Below are 14,307 nucleotides of genomic sequence, written 5' to 3'. Positions count from 1 at the left end.
CGATCACACCTTCTCGACCAGGAAGCCGGTGAGCGACTCCGGCGTGCAGTATTCGAACAGGTCAACCACGTGGATATCGGTTACGCCCAGCCGGGCGCGCAGGCGTTCGCCGACCTGGATCACCATCGCCGAGGTGCCGCCCGCGTCGAAGAAGCGGGTGGAGCCGTCGAATTCGGCTCCGTCGAGCACATCGGCCCAGATGGCGTCGACCACCTCGCGGATATCGGCGCGGCCGGCCGTACCGTCGAGGGTGATCTCTTGCGCGACAGCTGTTTCCGCTTCGTACAGGCGAGCCAGCGCGGCCGCGTCCACTTTCGAGTTCGCGGTCATGGGCATCGCGGTCGGCGTCAGATAGCGATCCGGTTCGAGATAGCGCGGGAGTGCGGCGCGGACATCGCGACGCAGCTCGTCGATCGTTCCCGTGCCCGGCGCGAGCACGACGAAACAGACTAGTTCGGCGGTCAGGCCCGCGCCGAAGACCGTGGCGTACACCGCCTCCACCCGCCCCGTAGCGGCGACCGCGTGCTCGATCTCGCCGAGCTCACACCGATGCCCGCGAATCTTGACCTGCCGGTCGATGCGGCCGGTGATAACGAATTGCCCCGCGTCATCGAGATATCCGCGATCGCCGGACAGATAGGACGGCACACCGTCGACCTCCACGATGCGCGCGGCGGTCAGATCATCGCGGCCCAGATAGCCCCGCATCAATCCCGGACCGTTCACCACCAGTTGGCCGGGGACGCCGCGTGGCAGCACGCGCAGCAGATCATCCACCACCGCCATGCCCACATCGGCGAACGGTCTGCCGATCACCGATTCGGCCGGGAACTCCGCCGGATCGGCGGGTACCGCGAAAGCGGTGTGATAGACGGTGGTTTCGGTGATGCCGTAGCTGTTCACGACCCGCACATCGGGGCGTGCGGCGACGAAGGCCGCCACCGAGGAGTATTCGAGGCGCTCCGCGCACAGGATCACGTATTCGAGCGCGCGGGCAGCGCCCAGACGGCCGGACACCATGGTGAATGCCGAGGGAGTCTGGGAGAGCACCGCGATCTCATGGTCGGCGATGTACTCGGCCAGCCGGTGCGGATCGCGTCTCACCGCATCGGCCGGAATGCAGACGGTGCCGCCGCTCAGCAGTGCGCCGAAGGTCTCGGCGAAGGACACGTCGAAGGCCACCGAATGGAACAGCAGCCAGCGCCGGCTCGGGCCGGTCGGAATGGCCCGGCGCAGGCCGTCGAAGAAACGCATCAGCGAAGCATGTTCGACCTGAACGCCTTTCGGGGTTCCGGTGGTGCCCGAGGTGAACAGCAGATAGGCGAGATCGGTGGTTCCGGCGGGATCGGGGAGCGGGGTCGCCGCGGTGAATTCCAGCGGCAGCCGCACCTCGCGTGCGCCCTCCACCGGGTCCGGGACGTCCACGAGTACGGTCAGGCCGCCACAGCCCGTGACGACCTGCGCGTAGCGTCCCGGACCCGAGGCCGGATCGATCGGCACATAGATCTTGTTCGCCTTGAAGACGCCGAGCAGGGTCGCGACCTGGCGCGCGGAGGCACCCAGGCGGACGCCGATTCGATTCTCGGGCAAGGTGTTCACGATCCAGCTCGCGATATCGTCCGACAGGCGATCCAGCTCGCGGTAGGTGAGCCGGGTCGAATCGTCGATCACGGCAACAGCATCGGGGGTGCTCGCGGCAGCGGCCCGATACGCCTCGACCAGGGTCTGTTCGGGGAACTGTGTCTCCGGCAGCACCTCGGCGGCGGACTCCGCTGTCGCCCAGCGCAATTCGGTCAATCGGACATCGGCCGCCGGCACGCCGTGCCGCAGTACCCGCGTGTACAACTCGCCGATATCGCAGTGCGGCAGATGATCGGCGCGTTCGATGATCAGGGTCGCCGAATCGGTGCCGACCTCGATATTCATCGACAGCGGGTACTGGATGAACCGCCGGTCGACATGTACCGGCACACCGACCTCATCGTCGATCACCACCGCCAGCGGACGCGGATAGACGGTGAAACTGACCGAAGGCTGCACGGCGTCAACGGAATCCGAGGCGATCAGCCGGCGGGAGAAGTCCGCGAAGGCGAACTGTTCGAACTCGATGAGGTGCGCGAGCTGCCGGTCCGCGGCGCGGCACAGGTCCGCGAAGGTCGCCTCGCCGCTCAGATCGAACCGGACGGGCAACGCGTTGACCCGCACACCGCGTGTGGCCTGCGCGGCCGCACTCGCACGGCGATTGGACATCGGTACCGACACCACGACCGAGTCCAGCCCGGACAGGCATCCGACGGTCAGCGCGTACGTGCTCAGCAGGACCGAATACCGGCGCACGCCAAGCTTTTTCGCGAGCGTTCCGGCGGCGCGATAATCGGCGCCCGGAAGGGTATGGCGCAGGATCTGCCCCGCGACCCGCCCCCGGGCGTCCCGGCGATCCCAGCCGTCGATGCCGAGGTTGTCGATACCGGCGAACTCACCGGCGTAGTAGCGCTGCGCGGCAGCGGGATCGGCTCCATAGGGTTCCACGGTGTCCACCGGGGAACTCGTACTCGGGCTGATATAGCCGGGGTCCGCGTACCGGGCCGCGAAATCGCCGATCAGATTGTAGAAACCGAATCCGTCGCAGAGCACGTGCGCACCGGCGAACAGGAAATAGGATTCCTCGCCGACCACCGCCACCTCGGCGTGGTACAGCGGGGCATCCGACAGCTCGAATGCCGAGTCCGCGAGCGCCTGTACGCGATCGCGCACCGCCTCGATATCGGAATACGCACGCACCGAACAGGATTGCCGAATGGTCGTCGCCGTCACGATGATCTCGCCGCTCGCGTCGAGTTCGAAGATCTCGTTGAAACTGTCATTGCCGTGCAGCACCGCCTCGACCGCGGCGGCGAAGCGCACCGGATCGGCTCCGGCGGGCAGTCTGGACAGCAGGGACCAGTTCGATGCCGGATCATCGGGACGCACCTTGGCCGCCAGCACGAAACGGCGCTGACTGGGGGTCGCATATCTCACGAAGCTGTCGCCTCCTCGCGGTCGACGGAATGCACCGAACGCAGGGTTTGCGCGAAAACCTTTGCGACGACCGCCACATGGGCCGGATCGGTGAACAGGGTGTAGTGATCGCCCGGCACGTCGATGATTCGGACGGTGCCGCGCGTATGCCGCTGCCAGGACATGGTCGCGCCGAGGTCGATACCCAGTGCTCGCGCGCGCGGCGCGCTCAGCGGCTGGCGCGCCCGCAGGACGGTGATCGGCGCGGCGATCCGGCCCACGGGCCGATACCGGTCCAGCGCACGGGTATTGGCCAGCCAGACCTCCCGGAAGGAATCGAGCACCACCGCTCCGCCGCGATCGGTATCCGCCCCCGGCCGGTACCCGGGCAGCGCCGCGGTAGCCGTCCGCAACCGCCCCTCGACCTCCGTCGCGAGCTGATCGGAATTCACCCGCAGCCCCCCGAACGCGTCGGGCGCGAACGAATCGAACATGATCACGTGCCGAGCGCTGACCCCCGCGCCCTCCTGCAACTGCCGCGCGATCTCGAACGCGACATTCCCTCCGAACGAATACCCGCCCAGCACAAGCCGATCATCGATGGCCCCGGCCCGGCACAGATCCTCCACGCAGGCCGCCGCGATCTCCTCGATGGATCCCCCGGCCGGATGCGGCGCGCGGAACGCCGCCAGACCGATCTCCGGAACCATCCGGGACAGCGCCGCATAGCAGTAGTTTGTGCCCCCGGCGGGCGGGAAGAGATGAATCATCGGCTCCCCGGACCCGAACGCCAGCAACCCATCCCGTGTCCCGGCGGCAGCGATGGCCTGCCCGGCCAGCGCCCGCCCCAGCTCACCCACCGTGGTGATGCCGTCCAGCGCCCCGAAATCGACCGCGAACGGAATCCGATCGGTCACCTTGCCGACAATCGCCACCAGCGCGATCGACTCCCCGCCCGCGGCGAAGAAATCGGTCCCCTCATCGATTCCGGCGCCGAGCTCCTCCCCCGCGAGCCGCAAGAACAACTCCCGCACATCGGCTTCCACCCCGCCGGGCACGGCAACGCTCGCCGCCCGGCCGGATACGGTCACGACCTGCTCCGACTCGGGCGCGGCATCAGCGCGGCTCGATGTGGTGGTGTCGGCTAATCCGCCGGGCGCGCCGCCGGTAGCCGCCCCAGCCGACGCTTCCGCGTCGTTCTCCGAATTCGGCGACACTCGCGCAGGGTCATCCAGCCGAAGCGGCAGCCCATGGAAGGTCTCCGCCAAAGGGGCGGGCGGCAACCAGATTCGGTGTGCCCGCCCGTGCGCACCCGGATCTCCGGCGACCACCTTTGCCTGTCGCGTCACCGGGGTGCTGCCGGTGTTCGAGATCCCGTCGGGGTCACGGTCGGCCGGACCGCTCGGCTCGCGGGTGGCCGTGTCCTCGTGGAGCCGGTCGACGAGTTCGGTGACCGAGTCGATGTGGGTTGTCCAGGTGGCCTCCGGGTGGCGGGTACGCGCGTCGAGGGTCGCGGCGATATCTGCCGGGTCCAGGTCGACGTGATCGCGCAGGTACGCGGCCAGGCGCGCGCGGTAACCGCGCAGGGCCGCTTCCGAGCGCGCGGACAGCGTGATTCGGACTCCACGATCGCCGCCCGCACGCGATACGCCGGGCCGGGGTGCGCGTTCCAGGATGACGTGCGCGTTGGTGCCACCCATGCCGAACGAACTGACCCCCGCGTAACGCAGATCCGGGCTCGGCACCGATTCGGTGGCGATCGTGAAGATCGAATCGTCCAGCGGGATGGCCGGATTGGGCGCGCGGTAGCCGGGTTGCGGGAAGATGCGACCCGAGTCCAGCGTCAGGATGGTTTTGAGCAGGCCGATCATGCCCGCTGCCGCATCGAGGTGGCCCAGGTTGGCCTTGGCGGACCCGAGGTGGCAGGGCGCGGTGCGGCCGCCGGTATCGGCGTATGCCCTGGTGAGGGCCCGGAATTCGATGGGGTCACCGAGTTGGGTGCCGGTGCCGTGCGCTTCGAGGTAGCCGATGTCGTCGGGTGAGACGGCGGCACGGCGCAGGGCGGCGGTCAGCACGTCGACCTGTCCGGAGACCGCGGGTGCGCTGAAGGCCATGCGCTGTGCGCCGTCATTGTTGATCGCGCTGCCCGCGACCACCGCGAGGATCGGATCACCCTGTGCCAGCGCGTCTTCCAGGCGGCGCAGGACGACCACTCCCCCGCCGCTGCCGCGGACGGTGCCGTCGGACTCGGCGTCGAAGGGCCGGGATGATCCGGTCGGCGACATGATGCCGCCGGTCTCGTAGATATAGCCGTGCGGCTGCGGGAAACTCAGCGATGCCGCGCCCACCACCGCGATGTCCGCATCACCGAAAGCCAGTCCCGCACAAGCCTGATGGAGTGCGACCAAGGAGCTCGAACAGGCGCTCTGAATGGTGAGCGCGGGACCGGTGAAACCGAACCGGTACGCCAGTCGCGCGGCCGCGAAATCGCGATCATTGCCGATCAGCGATTGGTAGTCCACGCGTGCGGTACTGACCCGATCCACCCGGCCACGAAGGTAGGAGGATTCGGAAACCGTTACGTACGAGCCGATTCGGGCGTCACCGGTGGCGATGCCACCGGACTCCAGCGCCTGATGCGTCAGCGTGAGCAGTAACCGCTGCTGCGGATCGGTCCAGCGCGCCTCGGCGGCGCTCATGCGGAAGAATTCGCGATCGAAGTCCTCGGCCCCGGGCAGCGGTGATGCCACCCCGACATAGTTGGCGTGCCCGATGTCCTCGGCATTCAGCCCGGACGCCAGGGCCCGCTCCCGTGATACCGACTCGAAATGGGTTGCCCCACGGTCGAGTTCGGCGCGGAACAGATCGATATCGGTCGCCCCCGGAACCTTGATCGCCGCCCCGATGATGGCGAACTTCATATGCGCCTCCTATCCGGTGGTGAGAATCGCGACGGCGAAGACGATCTGCCCGATCAGCCACACACTGGCCGACGCCTCGGACACGTTCTTGGCTCCGACCCGAGTCGGCTTGCGCCAGAACAGCAGTGCGGCGGCCACCGGCAGCAGCGCGGTGACGCCCAGGGCGGCGTACGCCCAGCCCGCGCCCCGGTCGATCACGGCCAAGGTGGCGAATTCCAGGACCGTCACACCCAGCGCCAGGCCCGCCAGTACCACCACGGTCCCGGTCAGCCCGAGCGAACGCGTCCAGGAGGACGCCGATTTGGTGTAGTCGACCACCGTCTCGCGGGTGTCCTCCGGGGTGCGTGATTTGCGCGCGATCTCGAGCAGCAGCGCCGCCACCGACCACAGCGCCACCAGCCACCACACCTTCGCGGGCACCCATTGCGCACCCGCGCCCATCTGCGCGGCCCAGACCGCGCCCACACCCCAGAACGGAATGACCGATAGCGCGAGCAGCACCCGCCGCGCCTCCAGCCATTCCCCGATCCACGCCCACTTCACCTGGACGAACTGCACCAGGTTGTTGGAGACGAAAATGCCGAGCAGCCAGAGCGATACCGGCCCGAAGCCGCGATCGACGTAGAACGTGCCGCCCAGCACCACCAGCAGACTGATGACGCCGATGATCTTGAGATGCGTGAAGGTCACCAGCCCGCGCTGCAATACCCGCTCGGGATAGTGGGCGTTGTCGTGCGCCGCGTCCTTGTGATCGTCGATGGTCCGCACCATCAGCGTGTAGGCCACGAACGCCGCGAAGCCCACGAACAGGTCCACCGTGAACCCGGCGGTCTTACCGGTGATGACCTGGCCGAACAGGAAGGCCACCAGGAACATCGGGAACTGCCCGAGCACCTGCCAGGCCGGGAATCGTTCATTGGAGTACGCCAGCAGCCGCAGGGCGAACGGGGACTGTTTGGTCGCGGTCAGAGTGCTCACGCGTGGAATTCCTGTCCGGTCGATCGAGATGCCAAATCCGCTTCGATGTCGTCCAGCCGCCGCACCGTCGCGGTCACCCGCTCGATATAGCGCAGTCCGTGCACCGTGTGCACCAGCAGATACAGCGAGAGACGGCGAATGGTGAAGTCCGCCAGGGCGAGTCGGTAGCCATGCCGCCACACCACCGGATCGATATCCACGCCCGCCGCCTCCGCCACGGCGCGGCGATGGAATTCGAGGTGGGCGTCGACCGTCTCGACCTCCACGTCCGGGGTGAGCACATAGGCGAGCAGTTCGACCAGATCACGCTGTGGCAGATGGATACTCGCCAATTCCCAGTCGTAGGCGACCAGTGTGTCCGCAGCGCCGCTGGGCGAGCGCCGCAGCGCGATATTGCGGGAGTTGAAGTCGTTGTGCACCAGGGTGCGCGGCATCGCCTCGAGCTGCTGCCACCAGTCCCCGATGGTGTCGATGCGCTCCAGCGTCCGATCCAGCCACGGCCCCCGCATGAGCTCCGGATACTCCGCGCGGTGATGGCTGAACAGTCCGCGCCACAGTTCGGCCATGCCCGCGAGCCGGGGTGCGTCGGTGGGCGGGCCGAGCCAGGGCAGTTCCAGCAGTTCGTCGACACGGCCGTACCAGTGGCCGTGGATATCGGCGATACCCCGCAGCGCGGTCTGGATGTGCGTCTCGGTCCACCGTTCGGGGGTATCCGCGGAATCCTTCAGAATCACGTTGTCGCCCAGGCGTTCCAGGATCAGCAGGAACGCTTCGCGGTCGGGGGCTTCGTAGATGCCGTAGCAGTGCGGCATGATGCGCGCCAGCGGTCCCGGATTCCGGTACAGCTCCAGCTCGCGCATATGGGTACCGAGGAATCCGCCCGCGTCACCGGCCCGTGCCCAGGCTTCCGAGAGCGGGCCGCCCGCCAGCGAGACCAGTCGATGCGCCGCCAGCACCACTTCACCGTCGAGGGGTTTGGCCTTGACCATCACCTCGAGCGGATTCGGATCATCGAGGAAGTGCACATCCACCGGCAGTACACCGACCAGCTTCTGCATGCTCACCCGCTGGGTGAGCTCACTGATAACGCTTGCGGCGGTGGAGTTTCCGATGACCTTCACGGTTTCCACCGCGCGTTCCCGGGTGGTCAGCACCGAATCGAAGAATTCGGGGGTCAGATCGGGTTCGGTGAACCAGTTGACCGGCCGATTGCGGCCGAGTCGCTCGTGCGCGGTCGCGAACTGCCCGCCGATGACCGCCGAGAGCGTCGAAAGATCCAGTGCCAGTGCGTATCCGGCGATGACCTCGGCGAGTCTGCGGGCCGTGCCGGTGCCGCCGCAGCCCATCATCTCGAGATAATCGGACTGCTGCGGCAGTTGGGTGCCGCCGCCCACGGTGCCGATGGCGAGCGCGGGCAGCAGCAGCGACGCGTAGATGCCGTCCCCGTCCGCTTCGATGCCGAGCAGACCGGAACCGGATTCGTGGACGCAGGCGATGTCCTGTCCGGTGGCGGCGAAGATCGCCGCGATCGCGTTGGCCACGTTGATATTCGGCGATAGCGCACCGCTCAGGGCCGAACCCTGGACGCCGATATTGAAGGCGCGGACCATATCGGCCTGATCGACCTTGAACACGCGTCGCAGGACATCGCCGCTCACCCGGCATTCCGCGGTGACGCGCATACCGCGGCCATTGGCCAGCGAGCGCTGGGCGATCTTCTTATCGCCCCCGGCATTGCCCTCGATGCAGTAGGACCGGATGGTGATCTCGGGATCGTCGCGCAGTCGCGCGTCGATCCACTGGCAGGCGTGCCAGGTGCAGGCGGTGGTCATATTCTGACCCGAGGCGTCCCCGGTCTCGTATTCGAAGAGCATGTCGACGCTGCGCCCAACCTGCAACGGCCGCAGGCCGACCAGTCGCGCGTGCTGGGACACCGTGGCGATCTGCTCCGCCAATTCCGCGTGATGCTCCTGCACCCAGCGGCCGAAGCGTTGTGCGGCAACGACATCGTCCAGGTCGAAGCGTGGTGAGCGCACCATGCGCTGGCCGAGCACCCGGGTGTGCACACCACCCGATTCCGATACCGCGCGAGCGCCACGCGTGGCCGAGGCCACCAGCGCGCCCTCGGTGGTGGCGAACGGCGCGGCGATCCAGCCGTGCGCGTATTCGCCCTCGAACAGCAGCGGACCCGCCAACCCGACCGGGATCTCGACGCTGCCGATCAGGTTCTCCACATTCCCGACCAGCCGAGTCGGGTTGAGCTGGAAGCGATCCAGCGAAGACAGTTCGCTGCCGGTCAGCTCCCGAATCCAGGAGAGCCGGTGCCGGCGCGCGATCTCACTCTCGTGCCCGCGGTCCGGTATACGGGGAATTCCGATCGCAGATTCACTGATCAACACACGTCCTCACTCTGTTTCGCCGCAGCGGAATTTCTCATCGCCCGGCGGCGCACAAATCCCAACGGTCCGTTCCACGACAATGTGATGTCCCGCGACGCTCGAATCGTTCGAGTCGTCCGCCCCGCCCCTGCTCGATTACGGAATACTCACCACGCTGCGAGCCGGCGGTCATCTGGACCGAACACCAACTCTGCCAGAGGGTTACCGGCGAGTCATTGCATGAATCGACGAAATTGCGCGGCGCGCGTTCGTCTCTCGTGACAAAGCACCGTCGCGACCCCGATTCGGCTGTGACGCAACATCACTGAGACTGGACTAGGCTCCCTGTGACAGCCCCCAGTTTTGTTGGACGCACGCGTCCAAGTTTCATAGTAGGCTGGAATCTCAGCAAACCGAAGCCGATGAAGCCTTCAGGGTGCGGTGCGCGGCGAACGCACGGAACATACGGATTCGGAATACGGGGAGATCAGCGAATTGGCACACTACTCACCGCTCGCGGACGACTTCGCGCGATCGGACATCGACCATCGAATAGCCTCGGACGCACCGATTCTGGCCCGTCTCGCGCGAATATCGCACACCACCCACGGTGTCGACGCACACACCCGGGAATCCATTCGGCTGCTGACCGCGGCGATACTCGAATACATCGATCGAATCCCGGACCACGGCACCGCCGATCCGGCCGAACTGCTGGCACCGGTGGTCGAGCACCATCTCGACGAGCGGTCCGCCGGACGGCCGCTGCTGGCGGGCTTCCTGCGCGCCACCGACCACCTCTGGCGGCATGCGACCGCGGCCGCACGACCGGAGGATCACGCCGATGTGATCGCCTTCTCGCATCTGCTGCTGCGACTTTCGGGCCAGGTCATGTCCGCGATCACCGAGAAGCACGTGCACCTGGAACAGGCCGGGCACGACCGGGAACGGGAACTGCGCAGGGCGCTGTGCTCGGCCCTGGTACAGGGCGCGCCGTCCGAGGACCTCGCTGCTCGCGCCGGTATCACCGCGGACCACTACGATCTGCTGGCCCTGCACCTCGCCACGCCCGAGGGTGCGATTCCGGCCACCGATATGCTGACCACCCGCCGGCGCATACGCATCGTCCGGCGCGCCCTGGACGAACTGACGGGCGGCCCGGCGCTCGAAACCTTCGACGGTCAGAGCGGTTTCGCGCTGCTGCCCGGTGACACCGCCACACCCGATCAGCGCCGCCTGCTCGCGCGGAGCCTGACCGAACAGCTCGGTGTCAGCGCGATTGTCGCCGAATGTACCGGGGTGCAACGTGATTCGATGCCCCGCAAGGCCCGGCAGACCGCCGAGGTCGCCGAACTCGCCCGGCATCTGCACCGCCCGGCGGGCAGCTACCGGCTCGAGGATCTGTTGCTCGAATATCAGCTGACCCGGCCCGGGGATGCCCGCGATCAACTGGCCGAACGCATTCTGCCGCTGCTGGATCAACCGCATCTGGTCGAGGCCATGGAGGCACATGTCCGATTCGGCGCGGATCGGCAGAAGGCGGCCGCGTCCGTGCATATCCACCCGAACACCTACAGCTATCGGCTGCGCCGCATCGCCGAGGTCACCGGTATCGATCCGGCCGATCCGCACGGATCACGCCTCATCGCGGCGGCGCTGACGGTGCACCACATCCAATCCTCGCGACAGACCGACCCGCAGTGACCGCCCCCGCGAGCCATACGGCTCGCGGGACCGAACCCCGTGCGGGGCAACGCACACCCCTCGCCAATATGTGACACTGATTGGTGTCACAATGGTGCAGCGGGACCGCCGGGTGCGATGGCGGACCGCGGTAGCCCGGAATGGAGGTGGGCAGGTGAAGCTGGGCATCGCGCTGTCGATGACGGCACACGCGGCGACCCCGGTCGAAGCCGCGCGCATATTGGAGCAGCGCGGCTTCGAATCCTTGTTCGTGCCTGATGATTTGGATACCCATACCCCGGATGAGCCGTTCGCGGCGCTGGCCAGGGCGGCCGCGGCGACCGAACGATTGATCGTCGGGACGGTGATGACCCGGCGGGTGCGGCGCGATCCCGTTCAGCTCGCCGAACAGCTCGACGCCCTGGACCGGGTATGCGGTGGCCGCATGGCGCTCGGGCGCGGACCCGGCTGGATGCGCATCGGCGACGGCCTGCAACCTCGGGACCACGCCGACCACATTGCCCGATTGCGTTATCGCGCTGCCGAACTCGGCCGCGACCGGGTCCACATCACCTTCTATCAATTCGGCCTGCCCACCCCCGAGATCCTCGATCAATGCGACGATTTAGGCATCGACCGGCACGTCTCGAACCTCGGGGCGCTCCCCCTCGGACTACTGGAGCGGACACTGGACGAACTGGCTCGAATCTGAACCCCGGCACCCGAATACGGGATCAGCTACCCGGAAAGCCCGGCGGCAGTGGCTGGAAGTCCGCCTTGAACTTCGGACCCGGCGGCAGGCCACGCAGTACGGCGGTGATCCACGCGACGGCGGGGGCCCAGCCGGTGACGGCGTTCGCGCCGTGCTCGGGAATCGGGACGGTGTAGAAGCGCAGATCCGCGCCGCGCTCCCAATAGGAGTTCACGGTCGGGATGACGGTCGAGGGCGGAATGACCTCATCCCACATACCGTGCCACCACAGGATCGGAGTATCGGGGATGTGTTTGCCGAGGCTGTTGTCCTGCAGGATCTGCACGATCTCCGGTGAGTTCTCCAGCGACTTGCCCGGCCGGTAGTAGGCGCTGATCGGCCGGTACATGCCCTCCAGCAGAATGGTTGGCAGACAACGACTCTGGAAGTCCGCGGCCAGCTGCTGGCCTTCGGGGGTGAGCAGTTCCTCGGGGCGGAACGCATCGGGATATTCGCGCGCGAAGCTGGTGAGACCGAGCCACATGGTGAAATTGCCGATCCCCGCGACACCGGTCTGCTGCGTGGTCGCGTACTTCGCGACATCGACCAGGTTGCCGGGCGTACCACCGATCGCGGTGCCGAGCAGTCGCACATCCGGGGCGTAGGTGGCCCGAAGTTCCGCCGCGCGAATGGAACCCGAGCCGCCGCCGGAGTAGCCGTACAGCGCGATACCGGAGTCCGCGAGCCCGAGTGCGTCGTCATTCTTCATGGCGCGCAGGCTGTCCAGCACCATCTTGCCCTCGGCGTAGGTGTTGAACGTGCTGAACTTGCCGTCGAAATCCGGCACATTGATCGCGAAACCCTGTGCCAGCCAGCCGATCGCGAGCGCGGACTCCTTCATGGTGCCGACCTGCAGCGTGTACGACGGATTGCAGGAGGAGTTGGTCGAGTCGATGGCCTCCTGGAACGAGACCACCGGCCGCGCACTCCCCTGCCACGGCACCCCGGGCACGATGACGGTCGTCGCGGTCACGATCGGATTGTCGTGAACATCGTTGGAGCGGAACAACAATTGCCTGGTGTAAACCGGGAACGGAATGCCGAGGAAGCGGGTCTGCACCTCCCGCGAGCGCACGATCTGTCCGGGTGCGTAGGAGGCGATATCGGCCGGATCGTCATACCAGGGATCCTCGGACGGGACCGGCACCGGCAGCATGTCGTAGAGCTGCGGTTCGGTGGGCAATTGCGGTAGCTGATTCTGATCCAGCGGCATCGGCGGATATCCGGGATCGGCCGTCGCGGCCTGCGCCCCACTCGCCACCACCATCGTCGACATCGCCGCCACGGCCAGCCGTCTCAACCCGGGCTTACCCACTCGATCCTCCAAGCATCATCGCTTCTATAACGCCGGTCACACCGCACCGCCGGAGTGACCCAGACGATAGTCGGCAGCGCCAGTGTTGCACACCCGTGTCCAACTTTGAAGACCCGGTCCGTGTGCGAGATTCGATCTGCCTGACCCAAAGGGTGTTCACCGTGGTCACGACGTGGTTTCCTGCGCTGATCGATCGGTTCGAGCGAAAGGCCCCGCCATGTCCGTGCACAACTCAGTCGAGCCCGGATCCGCGCCGCGGGTGGTCAAGCTCGGCACGAATATCGGCGCGCGCATCGAGGGGGTGCGGCTCGGCGGGGACCTGGACGCGCGGACCGTCGCGGCGATTCGGGCCGCGCTGCAGAAGCACAAGGTGATCTTCTTCCAGGGTCAGCATCAGCTCACCGAGGACGGGCAGTACGAATTCGCGGAATTGCTCGGCAGCCCGACCACCCCGCATCCGACGCTGACCTCGGCGGGAGCCAAGAGTCTGGCGATCGATTCGCGGCACGGCCGTTCGAATGTCTGGCACACCGATGTCACCTTCGTCGATCGGGTGCCGCAGGCCTCGATTCTGCGGGCGGTCACCCTGCCCAGCTACGGCGGTTCGACCACCTGGGCCTCCACCGTCGCCGCGTACGAGGCGCTGCCGCAACCGCTCAGGGTGCTGGCCGAAAGCCTGCGCGCCCGGCACACCAATCTGTACGACTACGCGGGTGAGGGCCGTTCGACCGAGGAGAACTCCGCGGCCTATCGGCGCGAATTCGAGTCCGAGTACTTCGAGACCGAACACCCCGTGGTCGAAGTACATCCCGAGACCGGTGAGCGCGCGCTACTGCTCGGCTGCTTCGTGAAGGAACTCGTCGGGCTGACCGGAAATGAGTCCAAGGCCCTGTTTCAACTCTTCCAGAACCGGATAACCCGGCTGGAGAACACGACCCGTTGGAACTGGTCGCTGGGTGATGTGGCCATCTGGGACAACCGCGCCACCCAGCACTACGCGATCGACGACTACGACGGCAGCGAGCACCGCAAGCTGACCCGCATCACCCTCGCGGGTGCGGTCCCGGTCGGCGTGGACGGCCGGTCCAGCACCGTGATCTCCGGTGACGCCGGGTACTACTCGACGGCCGCGACACCGCGCGCGGCCTGAAAGGCACAACGACATAACGGCGATTCGCCTACCGCGCGCCGCCCGCAGCCGGTGGGCACGATCGACTACCGTCTAACGGCTCACGCGTCCGGTGAATACGCAGACAGGTAACCGACCCGGCCCCCGGCCGACGA

The 14,307-nt window shown here is 66.9% G+C and carries 8 protein-coding genes; 3 read left to right on the top strand and 5 right to left on the bottom strand.

All coding sequences use genetic code 11. The features are described 5' to 3' along the window. Positions 1 to 3: 3 nt before the first annotated feature. From AB0L82_RS09195 to AB0L82_RS09180, 4 genes are read right to left on the bottom strand one after another with little or no spacing between them, the layout of a single operon-like run. The gene (locus tag AB0L82_RS09195; RefSeq protein WP_364633160.1) at positions 4 to 3,018 is read right to left on the bottom strand and encodes an amino acid adenylation domain-containing protein; all 3,015 of its coding nucleotides are present in this window, start codon (positions 3,016 to 3,018) and stop codon (positions 4 to 6) included. Beyond that, positions 3,015 to 5,918: a beta-ketoacyl synthase N-terminal-like domain-containing protein gene (locus tag AB0L82_RS09190; protein WP_364633158.1), complete on the bottom strand. Its 2,904-nt coding sequence runs from the start codon at positions 5,916 to 5,918 to the stop codon at positions 3,015 to 3,017. The genes AB0L82_RS09195 and AB0L82_RS09190 overlap by 4 nt, the downstream gene beginning before the upstream one ends. A 9-nt stretch (positions 5,919 to 5,927) precedes the next feature. After that, on the bottom strand, positions 5,928 to 6,896 hold the full coding sequence (locus AB0L82_RS09185; protein ID WP_364633157.1) for a hypothetical protein: 969 nt from the start codon (positions 6,894 to 6,896) through the stop codon (positions 5,928 to 5,930). Next, positions 6,893 to 9,292: a hypothetical protein gene (locus AB0L82_RS09180; protein WP_364633155.1), complete on the bottom strand. Its 2,400-nt coding sequence runs from the start codon at positions 9,290 to 9,292 to the stop codon at positions 6,893 to 6,895. The genes AB0L82_RS09185 and AB0L82_RS09180 overlap by 4 nt, the downstream gene beginning before the upstream one ends. A gap of 423 nt (positions 9,293 to 9,715) precedes the next feature. Between AB0L82_RS09180 and AB0L82_RS09175 the strand changes: the two genes are divergently transcribed. Together AB0L82_RS09175 and AB0L82_RS09170 are read left to right on the top strand one after the other, a co-directional pair. Next, entirely contained in the window at positions 9,716 to 10,978 is a 1,263-nt protein-coding gene (locus AB0L82_RS09175) for a helix-turn-helix domain-containing protein (RefSeq protein ID WP_364633153.1), read from the top strand. Between the two features lie 154 nt (positions 10,979 to 11,132). Beyond that, a complete protein-coding gene (locus AB0L82_RS09170) occupies positions 11,133 to 11,669 on the top strand; it encodes an LLM class flavin-dependent oxidoreductase (protein ID WP_364633151.1) in 537 nt (178 codons plus the stop codon). A 22-nt stretch (positions 11,670 to 11,691) separates the two neighbouring features. On the opposite strand, the gene AB0L82_RS09165 is transcribed toward AB0L82_RS09170, so the two are convergent. Then, positions 11,692 to 12,975, bottom strand: coding sequence for a lipase family protein (locus tag AB0L82_RS09165; protein WP_364635932.1), 1,284 nt, complete (start codon positions 12,973 to 12,975; stop codon positions 11,692 to 11,694). Between the two features lie 265 nt (positions 12,976 to 13,240). Between AB0L82_RS09165 and AB0L82_RS09160 the strand changes: the two genes are divergently transcribed. Beyond that, on the top strand, positions 13,241 to 14,173 hold the full coding sequence (locus AB0L82_RS09160) for a TauD/TfdA family dioxygenase (protein WP_364633149.1): 933 nt from the start codon (positions 13,241 to 13,243) through the stop codon (positions 14,171 to 14,173). Positions 14,174 to 14,307 lie beyond the last annotated feature (134 nt).

Origin of the sequence: Nocardia sp. NPDC052001 (genome assembly GCF_040680615.1) — a bacterium.
In the GTDB taxonomy this organism is placed as follows: Bacteria; Actinomycetota; Actinomycetes; order Mycobacteriales; family Mycobacteriaceae; genus Nocardia.
Note: the sequence above shows the minus strand (reverse complement) of the source record. Positions and strands in the feature narration are given on the sequence as shown.